Below are 23,286 nucleotides of genomic sequence, written 5' to 3'. Positions count from 1 at the left end.
GGACATGTCTCCGCTCCCCGCGAAACCGGCCCGGCGCTGGTGGCGCCTGGCCGCCATGACGGTGCTGTGCGCGCTGGCCGCCACCGGCCTGCACGCGCCCGCCGCGTCGGCCTCCCCCGCCGTGAACCACACGAACCCACTGGTCAACCAGCGCGCCGACGCCCAGATCCACAAGCACACCGACGGCTACTACTACTTCACCGCGACCGTGCCCGAGTACGACCGGATCGTCCTGCGCCGGGCCACCACCCTGCAGGGCCTGTCCAGCGCCCCGGAGACGGTGATCTGGCGCAAGCACTCCAGCGGCGTCATGGGCGCGCACATCTGGGCCCCGGAGATCCACTTCATCGACGGCAAGTGGTACGTCTACTTCGCCGCCGGGGCCACCAACGACGTCTGGGCCATCCGGATGTACGTACTCGAGGGCACCGGCGCGAACCCGCTGACCGCGAGCTGGGCCGAGAAGGGCCAGATCCGCACCCCGTGGGAGACGTTCGCCCTGGACGCGTCGACGTTCACGGCCAGCGGTGTGCGCTACCTGATCTGGGCGCAGGCCGAGCCGGGCATCGCCACCAACACCAATCTCTACATCGCCCGGCTGGCCAACCCGTGGACCATCACCGGCACGACCACCCGGTTGACGATTCCGACGCTGGCCTGGGAGACGCGCGGCTACAAGGTCGCCGAGGGGCCGACCGTCATCCAGCGCAACGGCAGGCTGTTCATGACGTACTCGGCCAGCGCCACCGACGCCAACTACTGCCTGGGCATGCTCACCGCGACCGCGGGCAGCAACCTGCTCAGCGCGTCGTCGTGGACCAAGTCGGCCAATCCGGTGTTCGCCAGCAACGCCGCGACCGGGCAGTGGGGGCCGGGACACAACTCGTTCACCGTGTCCGAGGACGGGGCCAGCGACATCCTGGTCTACCACGACCGCAACTACCGCGACATCAGCGGCGACCCGCTCAACGACCCGAACCGGCGCACCCGCCTGCAGAAGCTCTACTGGAACGCCGACGGCACCCCCAACTTCGGCATCCCGGTGCCCGACGGCGCGACGCCGGTACGGCTGAAGTCCTACAACTTCCCGGACCGCTTCGTACGCCACTGGGAGTACCGGGCCCGGATCGACCCCAACGTCACCAACCTCGCCGACTCCCAGTTCCGGATCGTCACCGGCCTCAACGGCGGCGGCAGCGTGTCGCTGGAGTCGACCAACTTCCCCGGCTACTTCCTGCGCCAGCGCGGCAACGGCGAGGCCTGGGTGGACCGCAACGACGGCACGGCGGCCTTCCGCGTCGACGCGAGCTACTTCCAGCGTTCCGGGCTGGCCGGTGCGGCCGTGTCGTTCGAGTCGCAGAGCTACTCCGGCCGCTACCTGCGCCACAGCAACTACCTGCTGTACGTCCAGGCGGTCACCGACACCGTCGGGCGCGCCGACGCCACCTTCATCCTCGAATGACCCTGGAGTCATCATGTTGTTCACCTGGCCACCTGCTCTCACCAGGCGGGCGCTGTCGCTCGTCTTCGCCGCCCTGCTCGCGATGTCCCTGGCCGTCGTCGTGCACCCCGGCCGGGCCGACGCCGCACCGGGCCCGACGTTCCGCAACCCGGCCGTCGACGTGCCCAACAGCGGCGACCCGACGCTGACGTACTACAACGGTTACTACTACTACGTCGCCACCACCTGGTCCTCCGATGTGGTGATGCGCCGGGCGCGGACCATCTCCGCGCTGCGCGGCGCGCCCGAGCAGGTCGTCGTGCGCACCGGCGGAACGACGATGTGGGCCCCGCACCTCGAAATGATCAACAATCGGTGGTACCTGTACTACTCCGTCGAGCAGAGCGGCGGCGCGCGGCGTACGCACGTCGCCGAGAGCGCCGGGACCGACCCGCTGGGCCCGTACACCATCCGGGGCATCCTCAACCTGATGCCCGGCAACGGCTGGGCCATCGACGCCGCGATCCTCAAGCTCAACGGCGCGAACTACGTGATGTTCTCGGCGTTCCACCCGAGCGACAACCTGCAGTCGCTCTACATCGCCCCGCTGACCAACCCGTGGACGGCCGGGGCGTACGGCACGCGCATCTCCGCGCCGACGCTGTCCTGGGAGACCCAGAACGGTGCGGTCAACGAGGGCGCGTTCGCCCTGCAGCGCAACGGCCGGACCTGGATCACCTACTCGGCCAGCCACTGCAACGGCCCGAACTACAAGCTCGGCATGCTCGAATACCGGGGCGGCGATCCGCTGGCCATGGCCTCGTGGGCCAAGACCGCCAACCCGATCTTCCAGCGCAGCGACGCCAACGGCGTGTACGGGCCGGGTCACCACTCGTTCTTCACCTCACCCGACGGCACCGAGACCTGGATCGCGTACCACGCGAACAGCTCGGCCGCGCAGGGCTGCGGCACCACCCGGACCACCCGCGTGCAGAAGATCTCCTGGAACGCCGACGGCACCCCGAACCTGGGCGTGCCGGTGTCGCTGTCGACGGTGCTGCCCGGACCGGCCGGGGAGACCGGAGCGACCCCGGTGGAGATCCGCAATCGGCACAGCAACCTGTGCCTGGACGACTTCGACTTCGTCACCACGCCCGGGGCCGAGGTGCGGCAGTGGACCTGCAGCACGGCCACGGTGCAGGACTGGTACCTGACCCCGCTGGCCGACGGCTACTACCAGATCAGCAACCGGCACAGCGGCCTGTGCCTGGACGACAAGGATTTCGGCACCGCGGCCGGAGCGCCGGTGCAGCAGTGGACCTGCAACGGGCTGGCCGTGCAGCAGTGGCGCACGACCGACGCCGGCGGCGGGTACGTCACGCTCGTCAACCGGCACAGCGGCCTCTGCCTCGACGACTACAACTGGAGCACCACCCCCGGCGCGGAAGTGCGCCAGTGGACCTGCCTGAACAACAACGCCCAGCACTGGCGTATCGCGTGACGACAGCGCGGGCGCCGGTGCGATCCCGCACCGGCGCCCGCGCCCATCGAACAGCCCGCCGCTACGGGCTGACGGAGTACGTGCCGCCCAGCGCCTGCCGGCCGCCGGAGCAGGTCGCGTAGGAGTAGCCACCGACCTTCACCCAGGCGCCGTACGCGGTGCTGCCGCCGAGGCACCCGGTGCGCGCCTGGACCTTGTAGCTGCTCGGGTAGCCGGTGCACGCGCCCGCCCGGAAGGTGGAGTAGCTGGTGTTACCCGTGTTGCAGCCCGCGGCGGCCGCTGGAGCGGACGTGGCGGCGACGAAGCTGGCGGCCATGAGGCCACTGACGGCGGCGATCCGGACAGCCGACTTGAGGGTGCGCAATGTTCCTCCTGCTGGGGACGTTACAGGGACATGAACACGCATGAATTTACCGTTCACGTTCCATACAATCAAGAGAGAAAGTCGAATTCTTGCATGCCTCGATTGCACCAGCTTGCATAATTCTTCGGATATCTTGCGCTTGTTCAGTTCGCGCCGCGAGCTAGCTGCATGAGGAACTCGGCGTTGCTGCCGGTCTTGCGCAGCCCGTCGACCAGTTGCTCGCCGGTCTGCTGGGTGTCCATCGTGTGCATGGCCCGGCGCAGGCGGCGGATCAGCACCAGCTCCTGCTCGCCGACCAGCAGCTCCTCCCGGCGGGTGCCGGAGGAGTCGACGTCGACGGCCGGGAAGACCCGCCGGTCGGCGAGCCCGCGCAGCAGCCGCAGCTCGGCGTTGCCGGTGCTCTTGAACTCCTCGAAGATGACGGTGTCGCCCAGCGAACCGGTCTCGACCAGCGCGGTGGCGATGATGGTCAGCGATCCGCCGCCCTCGATGGTGCGGGCCGCGCCGAGGAAACGCTTGGGCGCGTGCAGCGCACCCGCTTCTATGCCACCGGACATGACGCGGCCGTTGGACGGCGCGGCGAGGTTGTAGGCCCGGCCCAGCCGGGTGATCGAGTCGAGCAGCACGACGACGTCGCGGCCCTGCTCGACGAGGCGCTTGGCGCGTTCGATGGCCAGCTCGGCGACCGCGATGTGGTCCGACGGCGGCCGGTCGAACGCCGAGGAGACGACCTCGCCGCGTACGGTGCGCCGCATGTCGGTGACCTCCTCGGGGCGCTCGTCGATGAGGATCGCCATGACGTGCACGTCGGGGTGGTTGACCGCGAACGCGTGGGCGATGGCCTGCAGCACCATGGTCTTGCCCGCCTTGGGCGGGGACACGACCAGGGCGCGCTGCCCCTTGCCGATCGGGGTGAGCAGGTCGATGACGCGCGTGGTGAGGATGTGCGGCTCGGTCTCCAGGCGCATGCGCTCGCGTGGGTAGATCGGGGTCAGCGCGTAGAAGTCGGGCCGGTCGCCCAGCTGCTCGGCGGGTTCGCCGTTGACGGTGTCCACCGCGGACACGGTGAGCCGCTGGGCACGGCGGGTGTCGGCGCGCTCGGCCGCGCCGGTGCGCCGGTTCCCTCCCGGCTGCGCGGCGGTGCCGGTGACGACGTCACCGCGGCGCAGGCCGAGGCGCTGCACCAGGCCCGGCGGCAGGTAGGGGTCGGCCGGGTCGGGCAGGTAGCCGGTCACGCGCAGGAAGAAGTTCTTGTCGCGCACGTCGACGATGCCGCTGACGGCGGCCGCCGGGGCGGGCTCGGCTACGCCGGGTTCGGTGCCGCCGTGATCGGCGTCGTTCGGCGTGGCAGGGCGGGTCCGCACGGGCACGCGACGTCGGCGGATGGTGGTCGCCGGTCCCGTCACACCGTTGCCGGCGGCGGGGTTCCCGGCGGCTGCGGCCGGGGCCAGCAGGTCGAGATCGGTCATGGGGTACTCCTCGGAGACGGTGCGCCAGGACACGGGCGCGCTGGGGCGCGATGAGGCACCGTGCGCGTGTTCACGTTCGCCCTGGTAGGTGTCGGAAGCGTGCCGAGGCGCCAAGGCTGTGGCGGCGGTGCGATGAAGATCGAACTCCGGCGGGCACAGATGCGCGACCGGTGATCGGGGAAGGGGCATCCTCGGGGCGGAGACTCACGCCTGCATCGAGTGATGCTTGATCAAAGGTACCTCATCGCGCCGGGCGCGGCAACCCGGGTGCCGGGCGCGTCACAAGGAGAGTGGCCTCGGGCCGCTCCCCTTGTGCCCCCGTTACGCCACTGGGCAGGCCCTTCGCCCCCGAAAGCCTGCCGCCCGCGCGAGTCGCCGCCCGCGCGGTCCTGATCGTCCCGGCCCAGAACGCAAGCAGCGCACGGCCTTCGGCCGTGCACGGCTCAGAATTGAGTCTTGGACCTCGACAGCATAGGCTGTCGACTATGGATTCTGTCAACCACAGATAACAGTTCCGTGGTTGGCGTCAGCTTCAGATGACTAGGGGAGTCATGGGCGTCAACAGCGGCCCGGGAACGGTCGCCGAGCGCTTGAGCAGGCTTTTCGACACCGTCACCAGCCCGCACACCGGCAAGCGCTTCACCGACCGCGAGGTGGGAGCGGCGGTCGGCTGCTCCCATACGCTGATCTTCGATCTACGCAAGGGCAACACCCCGCCCGAGAAGACCCAGGCAGGCATCCTGATGCGGCTGGCCAGGCACTTCGGCATGGACGACAACCACCTCATGCCGGCCGGCTCCAGCCCGGTCGACCCCGAGGTCTGGTCCTTCGCGATGCGCGCCAAGACCATCTCGCCGCAGGGCCTGGCGATGCTCAACGGTGTCCTGGATCACATCGCCGAACTGGAGGCCCGCGCGGCGACCCGGCCGGAGGCGGCCGGGAACGCATCGATCTAGGCTCTGGCCCTATGCCAGCCAGCCGCGAGGTCGTCGCCGAGTGCCGCAGCGCGCTGGACGGGCTGGCCATTCCCGACCCCTGGGACGTGGTCGCCCTGGTCGAGTGGCTGGGCCAGCGGCGCGGCCGGCCGATCATCCTGATCCCGTGGCCGACCGCCGGCGGGGTCACGGGCTGCTGGGTGGCGGCCGCGCACCAGGACTACATCGTGTACGAGCGCACGGCCACGCCGCTGCACCGCTCGGTGATCGTCTGTCACGAGATCGCGCACATCTGGCTGGGCCACCGTGGACACCCCACGACCGCCCTGGCCGACCAGCCGGTGCTGCCGCACGGCTACAGCCACGACGAGGAACTGCGCGCCGAGACCCTGGCCGAGCTCATCCTCGAACGCGCCGCCCTGCCGACCCCCCAGGTGCCCGACGACGTCCTGCGGGTGATGAAGACACTGGATCAAGGAGTGACCGTTGATTCCCTGGCTGACCAGCGGGGCGTTTCTGCTCGCCGCCGTCGTCGTTGGCTCGGTCCTCGCGCGTAGGCCGCGGGCCCGCACCCCCGCGGGCAAGGCGCTGCTCACCTGGAACCTGCTCGGCGGCGTCGCGCAGGTGGTGACCATCCACCCGGTGTACGAGGCGATCACCTCGCTGACCGGGCACCACAACACAGCGATCGTGCTCAGCCACGGGCTCGGCCTGGTCGCCGCGTTCTTCGCCGAGATCATGATGCTGTGCTGGACCCGCGGAACCGACGGCGCGCGGGCCGCGGCCCGCTACCGCGCCGCGATCATCGCCACGGCGATCGCCGTGCTCGCGGTGCTGTTCGCGCTCACGCCCGAGGTCGCCGACACCCCGTCGAGCTGGCGGCTGGACAACATCGAACGGCCCACCGTGGCGCTCTACTCGGTGGTGTACGCCCTGGCGTACTCCTGGGTGCTGCTGGACCTGTGCCGGCTGAGCGTCCGCTACTCCCGGATGGTCGTCACCGCGCAGACCCGGATCGGGTTGCAGCTGTTCACCACAGGCACCGCGTTCGGCCTGGCCTACCAGCTGATGGCCGCGGTCGACGGGCTGGTCGGCCTGACCGGGCACCGGCTGCCGCCGCACACGCCGCTGAGCCTGGCGCTGGTCTGCACCGGTGTGGTGTTCCTCTGCCTCGGCGCGGTCGTCCCGCTGGTCACCACCGCCGTGATCGAGTTCGTGCGCCGCTGTCGCCAGGCTCGACTGTGCCGCCGTATGGAACCCCTCTACCGGGACCTGGCCACCGAGTACCCGCAGGTCCTGAAAGGCCCGGTCTGGTACGGCACCACGGGCTGGCTGGTCAACTGGTACGGCAACGGCAGGCGGCTGATGCAGCGCACCATCGAGATCCACGACGGGCTGTCCGAGCTGCGGCCGTGGATGGACGAGCTGGCGTACCGGGTCGGCGCGGCGGAGGCGATGCGGGAGGGCTTCGACGCCGCGACCGTGGCGCTGGTGGCGCAGTCGACGCAGGTGGCCGACGCGCTGCGGGCCAAACGCGGCGGCGCGGCCGGGCACCGGATCCACGTGGAGATGGTCGAGGTCGCCAAGGACCGGGAGGCGGTGTGGCTGGCGCAGCTCGCCCGGACCTACCAGACCCGCCTGGTCGAGCACGCCCTCGACGAGCTGACGACGCGGCGGGACCCCGCCGCTCAGCAGGCAGTGAGGAATCCCTCGTGACATCACCGGCGGCCCGCGACACCCCGCTGACGGACGATCACCTGGCCGTCTACCGGCGACTCGCGCTGCGCGAGTTCGGCGCGGACGTGCGCATCGGCCTGAACCTCGCCTTCTACCGTACGTTCGCGGTCCCGGGCATCGCCCGGCTGCTGGCCGACACCGGCGAGATGACCGAGCGCACCCAGCAGCGGGCCGACGACACCGGGCTGATGATGTACGAGCTGATCGCCCACGGGCCGCACCACCCGCGCGGCCGCGAGGTGATCGCGTCGCTCAACCGCATCCACCGCGTCTACGACATCACCCCGGACGAGTACCGCTACGTGCTGGGCACGTTCGTCTTCATCCCGACCCGGTGGATCGACCGCTACGGCCCGCGCCGCCTGCGCCCGCACGAGCGCGAGGCGACGTGGCGGTTCTGGCGCGAGGTCGGCAGGCTGATGAACGTGCGCGACGTGCCGGACACCTGGGACGCGTACGAGCGGTGGTTCAACGCCTTCGAGCGGGCGAACTTCGGCCACGACGAGGCCGCCACCCGGCTCCTCGACGCCACCCGGGACCTGCTGGCCTCGCGTTTCCCGAAGGCGCTGCGCCGGTGGGCGGGCGCGGCCAGCGACGCCCTGCTCGACGAGGACGTGCGCCGCGCCCTGGGCGTGAGCGCGCCGCGCCCGGCGATCCGGATCGCGGTACGCGGCCTGCTCCGGGTCAACGCCCTGGTGCGGCGGTTCAGGGCCGTGCCGCCGGAGGTCTTCACGCCCGGCCAGGCCACCCGCCACTACCCCCGCGGCTACGCGGTCGCGGAGCTGGGCCCGGACCCGGTGCGGCCCGCGGCACGGCGCTGACGCGGCGGAGCCCCGTCCACCACCGGGACGGGGCTCCGCCGTGATCCGATCACGGCATCTTGTAGGTCAGCAGGTCCACCGGGTTGATCCGCGGTGGCGGGTCGAACAGGTCCGCGCGGGCCTCCAGGCCCTGGCGCACCTTGCCGGCCAGGTGGAACTGCCGGTCGTCCTCGTTGTCGAACGCGTCGAAGATGCGGAACGAGGTCGGGCCGACCTGGAAGGCGTACCAGACGATCGTGCCAGGTTCGGCGTCGACGAGCGCCTTGGCCTGCTTGAGGAACTCGGCGACCTCGCCCTCCCGGCCCGGCTTGGCCTCCATCTCGACGAGGAATCCCAGGGTGAGCACGTGGTGCTCCTCTCCGACGGTCAGCCCTTCAGGAAGGCGAGCAGGTCGGCGTTGAACTCGTCCTGGTTGGTGGCGAACAGGCCGTGCGGCGCGCCCTTGTAGATCTTGAACGTGTTGTTCGGAATGATCTTCGACGACTTCATGCCGGACGCGACGATCGGCACGATCTGGTCGTCGTCGCCCTGGATGATGAGCACCGGGACGTCGATCTTCTTGCAGTCCTCGGTGAGGTCGGTCTCGGAGAAGGCCTTGATGCAGTCGTACGCGGCCTTGAAGCCCACGGTCATGCCCATGAGCCAGAACGAATCGCGCAGTCCCTGGCTGACCTTGTTGCCCTCGCGGTTGCCGCCGTAGAACGGTGCGCTCAGGTCCTGCCAGAACTGCGACCGGTCGCGCTCGACGCCTTCGCGCAGCCCGTCGAAGACGCTGCGGGGCAGGCCCTCCGGGTTGGCGTCGGTCTGCAGCATCAGCGGCGGGATCGCGCCGACCAGCACGGCCTTGGACACGCGGTCGGTGCCGTGGCGTCCCATGTAGCGCACGACCTCGCCGCCGCCGGTGGAGTGTCCGACCAGGACGATGTCGCGCAGGTCGAGCTTCTCGATCACCGCGGCGAGGTCGTCGGCGTACGTGTTGAGGTCGTTGCCCTCCCAGGGCTGGCTGGAGCGGCCGTGGCCGCGGCGGTCGTGCGCCACACCGCGGAAGCCGTTGGAGACGACGTACCACATCTGGTCGTCCCAGGCGTCGGCGGTCAGCGGCCAGCCGTGACTGAACACGACCGGCTGCCCTGTCCCCCAGTCCTTGTAGAAGATCTGGGTCCCGTCCTTGGTGGTTGCCATGCCGGTGCTCATGGGGCGACTCCCTGCTGCGAAGCGCTGGAAACGAGTACGTCGCGGCACACCGTCGGGCCGACTCCCCGAAGCTAGCATTACCGGCTAGTCGGACTTGTCGGTTCAGAGATGAAACAACCTACCTGGTCTTCTGCCACATTTCATGGGTTTTCGTCTGGTTTCATGCCTCGCGGCCGATCAGTGGCTCCGCATAGAGGAAGGTGCCCCTCTTAACGCGCACCGTTTCGGGCGGCTGGCGATGATCACCGTTTCGGGTCGAAACCTATGGTCAGACCGCACTTTCTGACCACAGACGGTGATCTTCGTCCGGCGGCGGCTCGCATCACCCGGTGGCGATCGGGTCGCGGGGCTTACCGGAGAGACCTATCGACTCTCCACGTGGGGTGCAGCGGATGACGGCGGCTCGTCCGTTCGGCTGCTCATAATTTCCCAAATACGGGCATATGTCTTGTATGTGCAGGGCCCGCTCGGCAAACCATTGAAAGTCTAGCGGATTAGTGGGATATTCACTGCGTGGCCGTTCCGGACCACGTCCCGCCCGGCTCAGGCCAGGCGGTCGTGGCATCGGAGCCCGACGTCGCACGTGCCGGACGGCCATGCCCCGCACCAGAACTGCACCCCCAAACATTGATGATTGCCGATCACGCCGAGCTCTCGGCGTTAATCGGTGTGCGCATTTGCGCTCGAGGAGGACAGGTTCCGCATGAAGAACCGGATCAGAGCAGCCGCCGCACTCGCCGTCACCGCCGTACTGGCGCTGTCGGCCTGCGGTGGAACTGACGACGGCGGCACCACCGGATCCAGCACCACGCTGAACATCGTCGGCTTCGCCGTGCCGGAGGCGGCGAACAAGGCGATCGCGGCCGAGTGGAACAAGACCGACGCCGGCAAGGGCGTCAAGTTCCAGACGTCGTACGGCGCGTCCGGCGACCAGAGCCGCGCCGTCGTGGCCGGCCTCAAGGCCGACTACGTGCACTTCTCCGTCTCCAGCGACGTGACCCGGCTCGTCGACGCGAACCTGGTGGCCAAGGACTGGAACACCGGCCCGAACAAGGGCATCGTGTCGTCCTCGATCGTGGTGCTCGCGGTGCGGGCGGGCAACCCGAAGAACATCCAGGGCTGGGACGACCTGATCAAGCCGGGCGTCCAGATCGTCACTCCGAACCCGGCCTCCTCGGGCGCCGCCCGCTGGAACGCGCTCGCCGCGTGGGGCCACATCGCCGCCAACGGCGGCACCGACGCCCAGGCCACCGAGTTCCTGACGAAGCTGTTCGGCAACGTCGTCGCCCTGCCGGGCAGCGGCCGCGACGCCACCACCGCCTTCGTCGGCGGCACCGGTGACGTCCTGCTCGCCTACGAGAACGAGGCCATCCTGGCGACCCAGGCGGGCGAGAAGTTCGACTGGATCGTGCCCAACACCACGATCCTGATCGAGAACCCGGGCGCGATCACCGTCAACGCCGACCCCAAGGCCAAGGACTGGCTGAGCTTCGTGCTGAGCAAGGACGGCCAGCGTCAGTTCGCGCTCAAGGGCTTCCGCCCGATCATCGAGGGCGTCGACACCACCGGCGTCGAGGGCGCCAAGGACCCGGCCAACCCCTTCCCGGCCCCGCAGAAGCTGCTCACCGTGTCGAAGGACTTCGAGAGCTGGTCCAAGCTGTCGAAGAAGTTCTTCGACGAGAAGGAGGGCATCATCGTCAAGATCATCGCTGCCTCGGGCAAGGCTAAGTGACCTCGACCGCGCTCTCCCCGGACCGGCCGGCGACCTCTCGCCGGCCGGTCCGGACCGGCCGCCCGCTGACCCGAGTCTCCGGACTCGGGTTCGGCGTGGCGATGATGTGGTTCAGCCTGCTCGTGCTCATCCCGCTCGCCGCCGTGGTGGTCACCGCGTCGGCCGGCGGGTGGAGCACGTTCTGGCAGGCGGTGACCAACGAGCAGACCGCCGCGGCGATCGAGCTCACCGTTGGCACCGCGTTCGCCGTGACGCTGGTGAACATCGTCATGGGGACCATGATCGCGTGGGTGCTGGTCAGGGACCGCTTCTTCGGCAAGCGCGCGCTGGAGATCCTGATCGACGTCCCGTTCGCCCTGCCGACCATCGTGGCCGGTCTGGTCCTGCTGTCGCTGTACGGCAGGAACAGCCCGCTCGGCGTCGACATCGCCAACACCCGCCCCGCGGTGTTCCTCGCGTTCCTGTTCGTCACCCTGCCGTTCGTGGTCCGCACGGTGCAGCCGGTGCTGGCCGAACTGGAGCGCGACGTCGAGGAGGCGGCGATGTCACTGGGCGCGAGCCGGTTCACCGTCTTCCGGCGGATCATCCTGCCCAGCCTGACGCCCGCGATCGCCGCGGGCGCGGCGCTGTCGTTCGCCCGCGGCGTCAGCGAGTACGGCTCGCTGGTGCTGCTGTCGGGCAACCTGCCGATGAAGACGGAGGTCACCTCGGTGCGCATCCTCAGCAGCATCGAGAACGACAACCTGGACAGCGCCGCCGCGGTCGCGACGATCCTGCTGCTCATCTCGTTCGTCGTGATCGTGCTGCTCGACGTCATCCAGCGCCGGATGGTGCGCCGTGGCTAGCCACCCCGCCACCCGCACCCGCCGCGGCCCGGTCGCGTACCTGGTCCGGCTGCTGGTCATCGTCTACCTGTTCCTCCTGGTGGCGTGGCCGGTCTACCTGGTCGGCAAGAACACGTTCGCCGACGGCATGGACAACATCAACGGCATCCTCGAAGACCCCGACATCGTGCACGCGATCAGCCTGACGGTGCAGGTCGCGATCATCGCGGTCATCATCAACACGCTGTTCGGCGTCGGCATCTCGCTGCTGCTGGTGCGCTACGACTTCCGCGGCAAACGCCTGCTCAGCGCCATGCTGGACATGCCGCTGTCGGTGTCGCCGATCGTCGTCGGCCTGGCCCTCGTGCTGGTCTACGGCGGGCGCACCGGCTGGTTCGGGCCGGCCCTGGAGGGCATGGGCTTCCAGGTCATCTTCGCCACCCCCGGCATCGTGCTGGCCACGGTGTTCGTGGCGCTGCCGCTGGTGATCCGCGAAGTGGTGCCCGTGCTCGAAGAGGTCGGCGAGGAGCAGGAACAGGCCGCCCGCAGCCTCGGCGCCAACGCCTGGCAGACGTTCCGCCGGATCACCCTGCCGTCGATCAAGTGGGGTGTCGTCTACGGCGTCGTGCTGAGCCTGGCCCGGTCGCTGGGCGAGTTCGGCGCGGTCAAGGTCGTGTCCGGCAACGTGCTCGGCGAGACCCGCACCGCCACCCTGGTCGTCGAGGAGAAGTACCTCAACTTCGACAAGGGCGGCGCGTACGCCACCGCGTTCCTGCTCGCCCTGGTGGCGGTGGCCTGCATCATCATCGTCTCAGTCATTCGGCCGAAGGAAGACCGTTGAGTATCGAGATCGTCAACGTTTCCAAGCGCTTCGGGGACTTCGTCGCGCTCGACAACGTGAACGTGAGCATCCCCGCCGGGCAGCTCACCGCGCTGCTCGGCCCGTCCGGCGGCGGCAAGTCGACCCTGCTGCGCATCATCGCCGGGCTGGAGACGGCCGACAGCGGCCGCATCGAGATCGAGGGCGTCGACGCGACGAAGCTGTCGCCGCAGAAACGCAACGTCGGCTTCGTGTTCCAGCACTACGCCGCGTTCAAGCACCTGTCGGTCGCGCGCAACGTCGCGTTCGGACTGGAGATCCGCAAGCGGCCCAAGGACGAGATCCGCGAGCGGGTCCACGAGCTGCTCAAGCTGGTGCACCTGGCACAGTTCGCCGACCGGCTGCCCTCGCAGCTGTCCGGCGGGCAGCGCCAGCGCATGGCCCTGGCCCGCGCCCTGGCCGTGCAGCCGACCGTGCTGCTGCTCGACGAACCGTTCGGCGCCCTCGACGCCAAGGTGCGCAAGGAGCTGCGCGACTGGCTGCGCCGCCTGCACGACGAGGTGCACGTGACGACGGTGTTCGTCACGCACGACCAGGAGGAGGCGCTGGAGGTCGCCGACGAGATCGTGGTGATCAACGAGGGTCGGGTGGAGCAGATCGGCTCGCCCGACGCGCTCTACGACACCCCCGCGAACGACTTCGTGATGCGCTTCCTGGGCCCGGTCACCGAGCTGGGCGACCGCCTGGTGCGGCCGCACGACCTCCAGCTGCTCACCGGTGGCGGCGAGAGCGGCGCGGTGCCCGGCCGGATCACCCGGATCACCCGGGTCGGCTTCGAGATCAGGGTCGTGGTCGCCGTACGCGACCAGTTCGTCACGGTCACCCTGACCCGCAACGAGTTCCTGTCCCTGGACCTGCACGTCGGTTCCGAGGTGCAGGTGCGGGTCGCGCCCGAGGTCGCGAACTCGGTCGGGCAGTCGCGGGTGCTCGGCGCGGTCTGAGCCGCGACACGGAGGCCTCCGGGCGGTATGGCACGGTCCTGACGCGCCATCACCCGCTCCGGAGGCCTCCGTGCGCGGTGGTCTGCGCGCTCACGAGTGGCGGCCGTCGGCCGTGGCGTCGCGATCGGACCGCCGGTCCGCCTCGTCGTCCCGGAGCAGGTCGAGCAGCGTGGTGCTGTCCAGCAGGTCGCTGGTGGAAGCGTGCACCGACCGCCAGAGTCCGGGCAGCGCGGTGGCCGCACCGGTGTACGTGATGGTGTGCGGCGGGCGGCCGCGCACGCTGGCCAGGGCTCCGCTCACCGCGCGCATGATGTCCCCGACGCTGATCCGCTCGATCCGGCGGGCCAGGCTGAAGCCGCCGTCGGTGCCGGGCCGGCTGCTGAGCAGTTCGGCACGGCGCAGGTCGGCGAGGATGGACGGCAGGTAGCTGACGGGTATGCCCTGCAGGGCGGCCAGATCGCTCGTCTTCACCGGACCGCCGCCCGCCGCGGCGATGGCCAGCATGGCCTGCACCGCATAGTCGTGTCGCGCTGAAATGTGCACGGCCCCATGGATTCCTGCTCGTGACGCGCAGCGGCGCGCAGCTTGCGGTGACGGCATATTCCTATAACTTCGATAGATAATATAGGGGTTAGCCGCCGGGGGCAATGCCAGGTCACGATCCGATCTCGACACCCGCGCCGATCAGCTCTCCTTCGGCTTGGGCCGGGCCCGCAGGTGCGCCCGCTCCCCCTGGGTGCCGAACAGGCTCAGGAACTCCACCGGCTCCGGACCGGCCGCGCCGAACCAGTGCGGCACCCGCGTGTCGAACTCGGCCGCCTCACCCGGCACGAGCACCAGGTCCTGGTCACCGAGCACCACCCGCAGCCGGCCGTTGAGCACGTACAGCCACTCGTAACCCTCGTGGGTCTTGGGCTCCGGAACCTTGCGCCGACTGTCCGCCGCGATGATCAGCTTGTACGCCTGGATGCCGCCCGCCCGGCGGGTCAGCGGCAGCATGGTCATCCCGTGCCGAGTGACCGGGCGCAGGTGGATGCGCGGATCGCCGGTCGGCGGGGCGTCCACCAGCTCGTCGAGGGTGACACCATGCGCCCTGGCCAGCGGGAGCAGCAGCTCCAGGGTCGGCTTGCGGGACCCGGACTCCAGCCGGGACAGGGTGCTCACCGAGATACCGGTGGCCGTCGACAGGTCGGCCAGGGTCGTCTCCCGCTGCTGGCGCAGGGCACGCAACCGGGGTCCCACCGCGCCGAGCGCTTGATCAAGGTCGTCGTCCATGCCACCACCTTGCCAGATCAGCAACAGGATTTGCGACTTCGGCCGGTCGTCTCGCATGGTTGACCCTGGCCACGACCGCGGCCTGGGCGAGCACGGAAGGAACCCGGCATGACCGAGGAGTTCAGCAAGGCGTACTGGGAAGACCACTACGCTTACGGCCACGATCACGGCCACGATCACGGCCACGATCACGGCCACGGGCACGGACACGCCGCGGGTCACCGTCAGCCGCCGAACCCGCACCTGCTGGCTGAGATCGGTGCGCTGGCCCCCGGCGCGGCGCTGGACGCGGGCTGCGGCGAGGGAGCCGAGGCGATCTGGCTCGCCACCCAGGGTTGGCAGGTCACGGCAGTGGACATCGCCGACGGCGCGCTGCGTTCGGCACGCGAGCACGCGCGCGGCGCCGGGGACGAGGTCGCCGCGCGGATCGACTGGCGGCAGGCCGACCTCGCCGACTGGACGCCGCCGGTGGACCGGTTCGACCTGGTGTGCGCGTTCTACGTACACCCGAAGGCGTCGCGGGAGTCGCTGGCGGCCCGGCTGGCCGCCGCGGTGGCACCCGGCGGCACGCTGCTGATCGTCGGCCACCACCCGGCGGACCCCCGGCCCGGGGTGTCCCCCGCCGCCGTCCGCGACGTGCACTTCACCGCCCAGGACGTCGCCGACGGCCTCGACCCCGACCGGTGGGAGATCGGCGTCGCCGAGAGTCGGCAGCGCCCGGTCCACGGTCCCGACGGCGGCGAGCGCACCCTGCACGACACCGTGCTGCGCGCCCGCAGGCGCACTGACGACCGGGCGTAGCGCCCCGGTGGGAACAGTCCGACGTGCTGTTCTCGCTGGCGGTCGCGGCGATGTTCGCCCTGATGGGATACTTCGCGTTCGGCCGGGCCGTGCTGCGCCACGACCTGGCCGAGCGGGGCATGACCGTCGACGCGCGGGGGTGGATGAGGAACGCCCGCACGGTGGCGGTATGAACGCGACGGTCAGCTACCCGGTCGACGGCACCCGGATGACCTCACAGCTGGCGTCCTACCACTCCTCCGCGACCAGCATGACGCCGCGGATCCGTTAGGACCCCGAGGATCCGGCGCGGGTGATGCTCGCCTCCGACGTGGACGCTCCGGTGCAGGCGTACGGTGCGGTCGCGCAGGCGCTGTTCTGGATGGCGCTGGCGCTCGCCGCGGCGGTGTGGCTGGCCCGCGAATCCCCCGGCGACCACGGCCGACCCTGCCGAGTAGGGCCCGGTCCGGTCGGCAGACGGGGTCAGGGCGGCGGCATCGTCGACAGCAGTTCCATGGCTGTGGTCAGCAGCTGGTTGGCGCGCACGGCGAGCGTGGCGGCCAGGCCCTGGGCCGTGTCCCCGGCGTTCTCGGCCAGCGCCCGCAGCGCGGCCAGGTCCTGGTCCAGGCGGGTCAGCACCCCGGTCAGATCGGTCGCTCCCGCGCCGCGCAGCTGCGCCGCGATGTCGTCGAGGGCCATGCCGCTGGACTCCAGGTGCTGCACGGTGGCGATCTGCTCGACGGCCGCCGGGTCGTAGAGCCGGAAACCGCCCGTGGTGCGCGACGCCGGGGTCAGCAGGCCGAGGCTGGTGTAGAAGTCCACGGTGCGGTTGCTCACGCCCGCGGCAGCCGCGAGCTCACCTATTCGCATCAGCGTCATGAGCAGCCTCGTTCCAGCAACCGTACAGTTTCACGTGTTAGTGTCAGCCTCGTGGCTGATCATACCGCCGGCCGCCGCGAACGGCACCGGTCCCGACCGCAGGCGACAGCGCCACGGCGGAGCCGAGGAGCGCCCGCGCGGCCAGGCTGATCCCCTGCGCCCGATGAGGCGGCCACCCCCGCGGCCCTGCACACCGCCCGATTCCCGGCCGCCGCCTCCGCACACCACCGCCGTGGTCCACACCCGGCGGCGTTCCACAGGAGAGGGAAACACATGGTCTTCAAGAAGCTGCTCGCCGGACTCGGACTGGGCGGCGTCGAGGTCGACACCGTGCTGTCGCCGCACCCCGCGGTCCCCGGCGGCCAGCTGAGCGGCCAGGTGAACCTGCGCGCCAAGTCCGACACCGACATCACCACGATCTCGCTGCTGCTGGTCGCGACCGGCCCGGCCGGTGAGCTGGAACTGGCCCGCTACCAGGTCGCCCAGCACCTGCGCCTGCCCTCGGGCAGCAGCCAGGCCGTGCCGTTCTCGGTGCCGGTCCCGGTGCACGCCCCCTTCACCACCCTGTACGGCCAGACCCTGCCGGGCGTCGGGGTCGGCGTGCGCACCGAGGTCGCGGTCGCCTCGGGCAGCGCCAAGGGCGACTTCGACCCCGCGCGCATCGACGCGGCACCGGTCCAGCAGCAGATCATGGACGCGCTCGGCACGATCGGCTGCCGCTTCGTCCGCACCGAACTGCGCCCCGGCGGCGCGGGCAACCTGCCCGTGCCCGTCGCACAGGCGATCACCTGCTACGCCCCGCTGCCCGAGGGCGACCGGCACGGCCCGCACATCCCGCTGCTCACATTAACCCTCGCCCCGCTCGGCGACGGGCTCGTGGTGCTGGCCGAGCTCACGGGCCGGTTCGGCGCGCCCGACCGGCACCAGCTGTCGGCCGACGACCTGCAGCGGCTGGCCGCGACCGACGGCGGCTGGATCGCCGAGGTCGACCGCTGGCTGACCACCGCCCTCGAGAGGCTCGGCGCGCCGGCGGCCGCCGCGCCCGGGGCCTTCCTCCAGTCACCCGCCCCCGGCCAGCCCGGCTACGGCCACGCGCCCGGCGGCTACGGCCAGCCCGCCTACGGGCAGCAGGCACACGGCCGTCCCGGTTACGCCTACGGCGGCCACGGCGGGCACCACGGCGGCTACAAGTACGGCGGCTACCGGGGCAAGCCCAGCATGGCCGGGGCGATGGCGGCCGGGGTCGGCGGCGCGGCGCTCGGCTTCCTCGGCGGCATGGTGATCGGCGACATGATCGGCGACGCGATGATGCCCGACCTGGGCGACGCCGCCTCCGCGGCGGGTCTGCCGGACACCGGCGCGGTCGACGCCGGTTTCGACGACTTCGGCGGTGGAGATCTCGGAGGCGACTTCGGCGATTTCTGACCGCCCGAGCCGGGTGGTGCGGGCCTGTCCTAGCCGGAGGCCCGCACCACCCACCCCTTGCACCTACCGCCCGTGATTAAGGAGTCCCTGCGTGAAGTCCTCCAACCCGGTGCTCGGGCGGATCACCGCCGCCGCGCAGCAGCAGCCGACCTACACCGTTCCCGGCGGCCAGCCGTACAGCTACGGCGGCCAGACCTACCAGCAGCCGCCCGGCCACGGCTACCCCGAGACGGTCCAGGCGTCGCGTGACGTCATGACGGTCGACGACGTCGTGGTCAAGACCGTGTCGCTGCTCGGGGTGGCGGTGGCCGTGGCCGCCGTGACCTGGATCCTGGTGCCGCCGCCCGCGCTGGGCCTGGTCTGGATCGGCGCGATGCTCATCGGCCTGGTGCTGGGCCTGGTCATCTCGTTCGCCCAGATCACCAACCCGGCCATCCTGTTCACCTACGCCATCGTCGAGGGCGCGTTCCTCGGCGCGGTGTCCAAGGCCTTCGAGACACGCTGGCAGGGCATCGTCCTGCAGGCGGTCATCGCGACCCTGGGCGTCTTCTTCATCATGGCCGCGCTGTACAAGGCCCGGATCATCCGGGCCACGCCGAAGTTCATGAAGGTCGTCATCGGCGCCGCGGCGGGGCTCGCGGTGGTCATGCTGGTCAACTTCGGGATCAGCCTGTTCACCGGGTCGGCCGGGCCGCTGCGCGACGGCGGCACCTTCGCGATCATCTTCTCGCTGGTCTGCATCGTGGTCGCGGCGCTGATGTTCGTGGTCAGCTTCCAGCAGATCGAGGACGGCGTCGCCGCCGGGCTGCCGCGCAAGTACGGCTGGCTCGCCGCGTTCGGCATCCTCGTCGAACTCGTCTGGCTCTACCTGGAGATGCTGCGCCTCATCTCGTACTTCCAGGAGGACTGACACCGGCCAGGCGGTCCGGGCACCCTCCCCTGCCCGGACCGCCGCCGATTGCCCGCAATGACCGGATGCCGCGCCCGCCGGACCCCGATACTGATCGTTGGACGAGATCACGGAACGGGGAGTCCCATGCGAGCCACGTTGATCTACGGCGCCGGTGACATACGGGTCGAGGACGTGCCCGACCCGGTGCTGCACGAGCCCACCGACGCACTCGTACGCGTGCTGCGGTCCTGTATCTGCGGCAGCGACCTGTGGCCGTACGCGTCCCGGCCCGCCAGCGCGCAGGGCGACCGCATCGGCCACGAGTTCCTCGGCGTCGTCGAGGACACCGGCTCGGACGTGTCCGGGCTGAAGAAGGGCGACGTGGTCGTCGCGCCGTTCGTCTGGGCCGACAACACCTGCGACTTCTGCCGCGAGGGCCTGCAGACCTCCTGCCGCCACGGCGGCTTCTGGGGCGCGGACGGCGTCGACGGCGGCCAGGGCGAGGCCGTCCGCGTGCCGCAGGCCCAGGGCACCCTGGTCAAACTGCCCGTCGGCGAGGACTCGGCGCTGTTGCCGTCGCTGCTGTCGCTGTCCGACGTGTTCCCGACCGGCCACCACTGCGCGGTGACCGCCGGGGTCGGTCCCGGCAAGACGGTGACCGTGATCGGTGACGGCGCGGTCGGGCTGTGCGCGGTGCTGGCCGCGCAGCGGCTCGGCGCGGAACAGATCATCCTGATGGGCCGCCACCCGGCCCGCACCGACCTCGGGCGCGACTTCGGGGCGACCGACGTGGTCGCCGAGCGCGGCGACGAGGGCGTGGCCAAGGTCCTGGAACTGACCGGCGGTGACGGCACCCACGCCGTGCTGGAGTGCGTCGGCCTGCGGCCCGCGATCGAGACGGCGTTCGCTGTGGCGCGTGCGGGCGGCAGGGTCAGCCGGGTCGGCGCGCCGCAGTATCCGGAGGTGCCGGCCGGGTCCGACGCGTTCCGCCGCAACATCACCCTGACCGGCGGCATCGCCCCGGCCCGCGCCTACATCGAGGAACTGATGCCCGACGTGCTCGCCGGTGACATCGAGCCCGGCCGGGTGTTCGACTCCACGATCGGCTTCGACGAGGTGCCGTCCGGCTACCAGTCCATGGCCGACCGCACCGCCCTCAAGGTCCTCATCCGCCCCTGAGCCGCGACTCCGCAGTCCGGCGCGCGTTCACCACAGCCAGGCTCCCGGCCATGATGGCTGATTCGTGCCACAACCTGCGGTGGAACCGTGTACATCGACACGAAACCGCGATCTTCACCGAGGAGCCGCCAGCAGGCCCGCCTATGTGGCAAGCGGTCATGCGCCGAGCTTGGCCGCCACCGCGCCTCGATATAGCCATTTACGGTAATTTGCTGTTAATTTGGCAAGTCCACAGAAGTCCGGAACCGGAGTGCCGTCGGACCGTTAGCCTTACAACCGGTATAAAACGCGCGAACTAGCTGGCGGGCTGGAGACGTAGTGAACGATCCGCAGGACGGGTCCACCGAGCTCGACCGGACGGTGACCAGGCGTGCCGTCTACCCGGTGTTCCAACCGGTCATCTCGCTGCGCAGCGGCCGCGTCGCCGGCTACGAGGCGCTGGCGCGCGGCCCGGCGGGCTCCGAACTGCGCAACCCGGCGGAGCTGTTCGCCCAGGCACAGCGGGCCGGGCGGCTGACCGAGCTGGACTGGGTCGCCCGCGCGGCGGCGTGCCGGGCCGCGCTCGCTGCGGGCCTGCCGTGGGACATCCCGCTGTTCGTCAACGTCGAACCCGCCACTATGGGCACCGACTGCCCGCCGGGGCTGGCCGAGACGATCGAGACGGCCAACCGCGAGCTGCAGGTCGTCATGGAGATCACCGAGCGCTCGCTCAGCGACGACCCCGCCGCGCTGCTCACCTCGGTGGCGCGGGTGCGCGGGCGCTCGAACCGCATCGCGCTCGACGACGTCGGCGTGAATCCGGCCAGCCTGTCCCTGCTGGCGCTGCTCAGCCCCGAGATCATCAAACTGGACCGGCACATCGTGCAGGGCCGCCCGACGCACGAGACCGCGCAGGTCGTCAACGCGGTGCTGGCCGAGTCCGAGCGCACCGGGGCGATCATCCTGGCCGAGGGTATCGAGACCGAGCGGCACCTCGCGGCGGCCATCTCGATGGGCGCGACCCTCGGGCAGGGCTGGCTGCTGGGGCGGCCCGGCCCGCTGCCCGGCCAGTTCGAGCGGCCCGACACCGACCTGCCCTACAGCACCGCCCCGGACTCGGGGGCGCGTACGCCGTTCGAGGTCGCGCGGCGGCAGCGCCGGGCCACCCGCGCCACCAAGCGGCAACTGATCCCGCTCAGCAACCACCTGGAGAGCATGAGCGAGCACGCCCCCGAGGCGACGGTGCTGCTGGGCGCGTTCCAGGACGCGTCGTACTTCACCGAGCACACCCGCCACCGCTACCAGGCCATCGCCGACAAGGGCGCGCTGACGGCCGCGTTCGGCCGCGGCATCTCCGCGCAGCCCGCTCCGGGCATCCGGGGCGGGTCGCTGAGCGCCGACGACCCGCTGACCGCCGAGTGGTCCGTGATCGTGCTGGGCAGCTACTTCTCGGGCGGCCTGTTCGCCCGGCAGCTACCGACGTCGGCCCGGTGCCGCGAGGCCGACCGCGAGTTCGACGTCATCATCAGCTACGACCGATCCCTGGTCGCCGAGGCGGCCCGCACGCTGCTGAGCAGGCTCGCGCCGATCTCCTGAGGCGCTCCGGTCACAGCTGCGAGACCTGGTAGTGGGCGATGAGCCAGTCAACTTCGCCGACCCGGCGTGCGATGACGCACAGGAACACGTTCCTGGTCGGGCGGTCGGTGAACGAGAAGTCCACGTTCGCGTAGCCCAGGACCAGATCGTCGGCGAGCCGCCGGGTCTCCAGCAGGCGGTACTCGGCTTTCATGCCGATCGGCTGGCTGTCGTAGTACGCGGCCACCGACCCCGGCCCGACGCTGTACGGATGCAGGCCCTGGAAGATCACGTCGTGGGTGAAGTGCTCGGCGACCCGCTGGGGCTCGTGGGCGTCCACGGCAGACTTCCAGCGGTCGAGCACGCCGCCGATGATCTCGGCGTCGGTGCTGGTCATGGGGTTCTCCTCGCGTTCGGATGGGGTGGTCAGAGCCGGGCGGCCAGGCCGGTGACGATCGCGGCGGCCGGACCGGTGGCGGCCTGGCGGTAACCGGTCCCCGCCCACAGGTGTACGCGTTCGGCGTCGCCCGCCGCGGCGGCCGCGCGGCGCAGCCCGGTGGTGAGGTGATGCACGGCCGGGTAGCCGTACGGGGCGTGCTCGCCGTGCTCGTCGATGAAGCCGTTGCGCAGCGCCCGCGCGGGGCGGCCGGTGAACGCGTGCGTGATGACGGTGCCGGTGCGCGCCGGGTCGGTCAGCGCCGCGCGGTGCACCGCCGAGGTGCCCGCCTCGTCGCTGCGCAGCAGCACCGTGCCGACCGAGACCGCGTCCGCGCCCGCCCGTACGGCCGCGGCGACGTCCTCGGGTGTCGTGATCCCGCCGGCGGCGACCAGTGGCAGGCCCACCGCGTTCCTGATCGCGGCGAGCAGGTCGGTGAGCGGCACCGCCGCGGCCGGGCGCGTCGGGGTGAAGGTGCCGTAGTGGCCGCCCGCGGCCGCGCCCTGCACCGCTAGCGCATCGACGCCCGCCTCGGCGGCCGCCTTCGCCTCTTCCACGTTGGTGACGGCCTGCAGCAGCAGCGCCCCGGTGGCACGCAGCGCGACCAGGTCGGCGGGTGCCGGGATGCCGAAGGCAAGGCTGACCAGGGGCACCCTCCGCTGCCGGAGCAGGTCGAGTTTGTCGTGCCAGTGGTCGTCGTCCTCGACGGGTTCCGGATCCAGGGTGATGCCGTGCCGTCGCGCGTCGGCCGCGAGCCGCTCGGCGTAGCGGCGGAAGGCGACCGGATCGACCGGCACCAGGCTGGGCACGAACAGGTTCACGCCGAACGGCACCCCGGCAGCGGTCACCGTGGTGATCTCGTCGGCGAGAGCCTGGGGCGTCTTGTAACCGGCGGCGACGAACCCGAGCCCACCGGCGCGGGCCGCGGCGACGGCCAGGGCGGGCGTGCCCGCGCCGCCTGCCATCGGCGCGGCGAGCACGGGCAGGTCGAGGCCCAGCGTACGGAGGAACGTGCTCAACAGTGCTC

The 23,286-nt window shown here is 70.7% G+C and carries 25 protein-coding genes; 16 read left to right on the top strand and 9 right to left on the bottom strand.

Features of this window, described 5'->3' with window-relative positions:
• Nucleotides 1-4 precede the first annotated feature (4 nt).
• Both HAV40_RS08110 and HAV40_RS08105 read left to right on the top strand, forming a co-directional pair.
• The gene (locus HAV40_RS08110) at nt 5-1,462 is read left to right on the top strand and encodes a family 43 glycosylhydrolase (RefSeq protein ID WP_203670906.1); all 1,458 of its coding nucleotides are present in this window, start codon (nt 5-7) and stop codon (nt 1,460-1,462) included.
• A gap of 13 nt (nt 1,463-1,475) precedes the next feature.
• On the top strand, nt 1,476-2,942 hold the full coding sequence (locus HAV40_RS08105; protein ID WP_166380255.1) for a family 43 glycosylhydrolase: 1,467 nt from the start codon (nt 1,476-1,478) through the stop codon (nt 2,940-2,942).
• 61 nt (nt 2,943-3,003) lie between these two features.
• On the opposite strand, the gene HAV40_RS08100 is transcribed toward HAV40_RS08105, so the two are convergent.
• Complete coding sequence (locus HAV40_RS08100; protein ID WP_166380254.1) at nt 3,004-3,306, bottom strand: hypothetical protein; 303 nt, start codon at nt 3,304-3,306, stop codon at nt 3,004-3,006.
• A 143-nt stretch (nt 3,307-3,449) separates the two neighbouring features.
• Complete coding sequence (rho, locus tag HAV40_RS08095; protein ID WP_308440992.1) at nt 3,450-4,775, bottom strand: transcription termination factor Rho; 1,326 nt, start codon at nt 4,773-4,775, stop codon at nt 3,450-3,452.
• A gap of 536 nt (nt 4,776-5,311) precedes the next feature.
• Here rho and HAV40_RS08090 point away from each other — a divergent pair.
• From HAV40_RS08090 to HAV40_RS08075, 4 genes are read left to right on the top strand one after another with little or no spacing between them, the layout of a single operon-like run.
• Nucleotides 5,312-5,731, top strand: coding sequence for a hypothetical protein (locus tag HAV40_RS08090; protein ID WP_166380252.1), 420 nt, complete (start codon nt 5,312-5,314; stop codon nt 5,729-5,731).
• Nucleotides 5,732-5,742: 11 nt separating this feature from the next.
• Nucleotides 5,743-6,267 (top strand): ImmA/IrrE family metallo-endopeptidase, encoded by a 525-nt coding sequence (locus HAV40_RS08085; RefSeq protein ID WP_166380251.1) that lies wholly within the window; start codon nt 5,743-5,745, stop codon nt 6,265-6,267.
• Nucleotides 6,197-7,426, top strand: a complete 1,230-nt coding sequence (locus HAV40_RS08080; RefSeq protein ID WP_166380250.1) for an MAB_1171c family putative transporter — start codon at nt 6,197-6,199, stop codon at nt 7,424-7,426. The genes HAV40_RS08085 and HAV40_RS08080 overlap by 71 nt, the downstream gene beginning before the upstream one ends.
• Nucleotides 7,423-8,268, top strand: coding sequence for an oxygenase MpaB family protein (locus HAV40_RS08075; RefSeq protein WP_166380249.1), 846 nt, complete (start codon nt 7,423-7,425; stop codon nt 8,266-8,268). The genes HAV40_RS08080 and HAV40_RS08075 overlap by 4 nt, the downstream gene beginning before the upstream one ends.
• Nucleotides 8,269-8,317: 49 nt before the next feature.
• Here the strand turns inward: HAV40_RS08075 and HAV40_RS08070 are convergent, their stop codons facing one another.
• Both HAV40_RS08070 and HAV40_RS08065 read right to left on the bottom strand, forming a co-directional pair.
• A complete protein-coding gene (locus HAV40_RS08070; RefSeq protein WP_203670907.1) occupies nt 8,318-8,614 on the bottom strand; it encodes a putative quinol monooxygenase in 297 nt (98 codons plus the stop codon).
• Between the two features lie 20 nt (nt 8,615-8,634).
• Entirely contained in the window at nt 8,635-9,462 is an 828-nt protein-coding gene (locus HAV40_RS08065) for an alpha/beta fold hydrolase (protein WP_239085702.1), read from the bottom strand.
• 703 nt (nt 9,463-10,165) lie between these two features.
• On the opposite strand from HAV40_RS08065, the gene HAV40_RS08060 reads away from it, so the two are divergent.
• From HAV40_RS08060 to HAV40_RS08045, 4 genes are read left to right on the top strand one after another with little or no spacing between them, the layout of a single operon-like run.
• Nucleotides 10,166-11,194, top strand: a complete 1,029-nt coding sequence (locus HAV40_RS08060) for a sulfate ABC transporter substrate-binding protein (RefSeq protein ID WP_166380248.1) — start codon at nt 10,166-10,168, stop codon at nt 11,192-11,194.
• Nucleotides 11,191-12,039, top strand: a complete 849-nt coding sequence (cysT, locus tag HAV40_RS08055; protein ID WP_166380247.1) for a sulfate ABC transporter permease subunit CysT — start codon at nt 11,191-11,193, stop codon at nt 12,037-12,039. The genes HAV40_RS08060 and cysT overlap by 4 nt, the downstream gene beginning before the upstream one ends.
• Nucleotides 12,032-12,859 (top strand): sulfate ABC transporter permease, encoded by an 828-nt coding sequence (locus HAV40_RS08050; RefSeq protein ID WP_166380246.1) that lies wholly within the window; start codon nt 12,032-12,034, stop codon nt 12,857-12,859. Before cysT ends, HAV40_RS08050 begins: the two co-directional genes overlap by 8 nt.
• The gene (locus HAV40_RS08045; RefSeq protein ID WP_166380245.1) at nt 12,856-13,839 is read left to right on the top strand and encodes a sulfate/molybdate ABC transporter ATP-binding protein; all 984 of its coding nucleotides are present in this window, start codon (nt 12,856-12,858) and stop codon (nt 13,837-13,839) included. Before HAV40_RS08050 ends, HAV40_RS08045 begins: the two co-directional genes overlap by 4 nt.
• Before the next feature lie 90 nt (nt 13,840-13,929).
• Here HAV40_RS08045 and HAV40_RS08040 read toward each other — a convergent pair whose 3' ends face one another.
• Nucleotides 13,930-14,439: an RrF2 family transcriptional regulator gene (locus tag HAV40_RS08040; RefSeq protein WP_275413433.1), complete on the bottom strand. Its 510-nt coding sequence runs from the start codon at nt 14,437-14,439 to the stop codon at nt 13,930-13,932.
• An 84-nt stretch (nt 14,440-14,523) separates the two neighbouring features.
• Nucleotides 14,524-15,114, bottom strand: a complete 591-nt coding sequence (locus tag HAV40_RS08035; RefSeq protein ID WP_166380243.1) for a helix-turn-helix domain-containing protein — start codon at nt 15,112-15,114, stop codon at nt 14,524-14,526.
• A 108-nt stretch (nt 15,115-15,222) separates the two neighbouring features.
• Between HAV40_RS08035 and HAV40_RS08030 the strand changes: the two genes are divergently transcribed.
• Both HAV40_RS08030 and HAV40_RS08025 read left to right on the top strand, forming a co-directional pair.
• Nucleotides 15,223-15,915 (top strand): class I SAM-dependent methyltransferase, encoded by a 693-nt coding sequence (locus HAV40_RS08030; protein WP_166380242.1) that lies wholly within the window; start codon nt 15,223-15,225, stop codon nt 15,913-15,915.
• Nucleotides 15,916-15,938: 23 nt separating this feature from the next.
• Nucleotides 15,939-16,088, top strand: a complete 150-nt coding sequence (locus tag HAV40_RS08025) for a hypothetical protein (protein ID WP_166380241.1) — start codon at nt 15,939-15,941, stop codon at nt 16,086-16,088.
• 289 nt (nt 16,089-16,377) lie between these two features.
• Here the strand turns inward: HAV40_RS08025 and HAV40_RS08020 are convergent, their stop codons facing one another.
• Nucleotides 16,378-16,773 (bottom strand): MerR family transcriptional regulator, encoded by a 396-nt coding sequence (locus HAV40_RS08020; protein ID WP_203670910.1) that lies wholly within the window; start codon nt 16,771-16,773, stop codon nt 16,378-16,380.
• A 273-nt stretch (nt 16,774-17,046) separates the two neighbouring features.
• On the opposite strand from HAV40_RS08020, the gene HAV40_RS08015 reads away from it, so the two are divergent.
• The 4 genes from HAV40_RS08015 to HAV40_RS08000 all read left to right on the top strand — a co-directional run bounded on the left by HAV40_RS08015 (nt 17,047) and on the right by HAV40_RS08000 (nt 21,844).
• Nucleotides 17,047-18,198: a sporulation protein gene (locus HAV40_RS08015; RefSeq protein ID WP_166380240.1), complete on the top strand. Its 1,152-nt coding sequence runs from the start codon at nt 17,047-17,049 to the stop codon at nt 18,196-18,198.
• Between the two features lie 91 nt (nt 18,199-18,289).
• Complete coding sequence (locus HAV40_RS08010; protein ID WP_166380239.1) at nt 18,290-19,108, top strand: Bax inhibitor-1/YccA family protein; 819 nt, start codon at nt 18,290-18,292, stop codon at nt 19,106-19,108.
• A gap of 126 nt (nt 19,109-19,234) precedes the next feature.
• On the top strand, nt 19,235-20,269 hold the full coding sequence (locus tag HAV40_RS08005; RefSeq protein ID WP_166380238.1) for a zinc-binding dehydrogenase: 1,035 nt from the start codon (nt 19,235-19,237) through the stop codon (nt 20,267-20,269).
• A 318-nt stretch (nt 20,270-20,587) separates the two neighbouring features.
• A complete protein-coding gene (locus HAV40_RS08000; protein WP_166380237.1) occupies nt 20,588-21,844 on the top strand; it encodes a sensor domain-containing phosphodiesterase in 1,257 nt (418 codons plus the stop codon).
• A gap of 10 nt (nt 21,845-21,854) precedes the next feature.
• Here the strand turns inward: HAV40_RS08000 and HAV40_RS07995 are convergent, their stop codons facing one another.
• Together HAV40_RS07995 and HAV40_RS07990 are read right to left on the bottom strand one after the other, a co-directional pair.
• Nucleotides 21,855-22,220 (bottom strand): Cif family virulence factor, encoded by a 366-nt coding sequence (locus HAV40_RS07995; RefSeq protein ID WP_166380236.1) that lies wholly within the window; start codon nt 22,218-22,220, stop codon nt 21,855-21,857.
• 29 nt (nt 22,221-22,249) lie between these two features.
• Nucleotides 22,250-23,278, bottom strand: a complete 1,029-nt coding sequence (locus HAV40_RS07990; protein ID WP_166380235.1) for a nitronate monooxygenase — start codon at nt 23,276-23,278, stop codon at nt 22,250-22,252.
• Nucleotides 23,279-23,286: the final 8 nt, after the last annotated feature.

The sequence above is a fragment of the Catellatospora methionotrophica genome, assembly GCF_011297335.1.
GTDB lineage: Bacteria > Actinomycetota > Actinomycetes > Mycobacteriales > Micromonosporaceae > Catellatospora > Catellatospora methionotrophica.
Note: the sequence above shows the minus strand (reverse complement) of the source record. Positions and strands in the feature narration are given on the sequence as shown.

Bases quoted from the DNA above. Each gene is read 5' to 3' on its own strand.
- HAV40_RS08110 (WP_203670906.1), top strand. From the start codon at position 5: ATGTCTCCGCTCCCCGCGAAACCGGCCCGGCGCTGGTGGCGCCTGGCC.
- HAV40_RS08105 (WP_166380255.1), top strand. From the start codon at position 1,476: ATGTTGTTCACCTGGCCACCTGCTCTCACCAGGCGGGCGCTGTCGCTC.
- rho (WP_308440992.1), bottom strand. From the start codon at position 4,775: ATGACCGATCTCGACCTGCTGGCCCCGGCCGCAGCCGCCGGGAACCCC.
- HAV40_RS08090 (WP_166380252.1), top strand. From the start codon at position 5,312: ATGACTAGGGGAGTCATGGGCGTCAACAGCGGCCCGGGAACGGTCGCC.
- HAV40_RS08085 (WP_166380251.1), top strand. From the start codon at position 5,743: ATGCCAGCCAGCCGCGAGGTCGTCGCCGAGTGCCGCAGCGCGCTGGAC.
- HAV40_RS08065 (WP_239085702.1), bottom strand. From the start codon at position 9,462: ATGAGCACCGGCATGGCAACCACCAAGGACGGGACCCAGATCTTCTAC.
- HAV40_RS08060 (WP_166380248.1), top strand. From the start codon at position 10,166: ATGAAGAACCGGATCAGAGCAGCCGCCGCACTCGCCGTCACCGCCGTA.
- HAV40_RS08040 (WP_275413433.1), bottom strand. From the start codon at position 14,439: ATGCCGTCACCGCAAGCTGCGCGCCGCTGCGCGTCACGAGCAGGAATC.
- HAV40_RS08035 (WP_166380243.1), bottom strand. From the start codon at position 15,114: ATGGACGACGACCTTGATCAAGCGCTCGGCGCGGTGGGACCCCGGTTG.
- HAV40_RS08030 (WP_166380242.1), top strand. From the start codon at position 15,223: ATGACCGAGGAGTTCAGCAAGGCGTACTGGGAAGACCACTACGCTTAC.
- HAV40_RS08020 (WP_203670910.1), bottom strand. From the start codon at position 16,773: ATGACGCTGATGCGAATAGGTGAGCTCGCGGCTGCCGCGGGCGTGAGC.
- HAV40_RS08015 (WP_166380240.1), top strand. From the start codon at position 17,047: ATGGTCTTCAAGAAGCTGCTCGCCGGACTCGGACTGGGCGGCGTCGAG.
- HAV40_RS08005 (WP_166380238.1), top strand. From the start codon at position 19,235: ATGCGAGCCACGTTGATCTACGGCGCCGGTGACATACGGGTCGAGGAC.
- HAV40_RS07995 (WP_166380236.1), bottom strand. From the start codon at position 22,220: ATGACCAGCACCGACGCCGAGATCATCGGCGGCGTGCTCGACCGCTGG.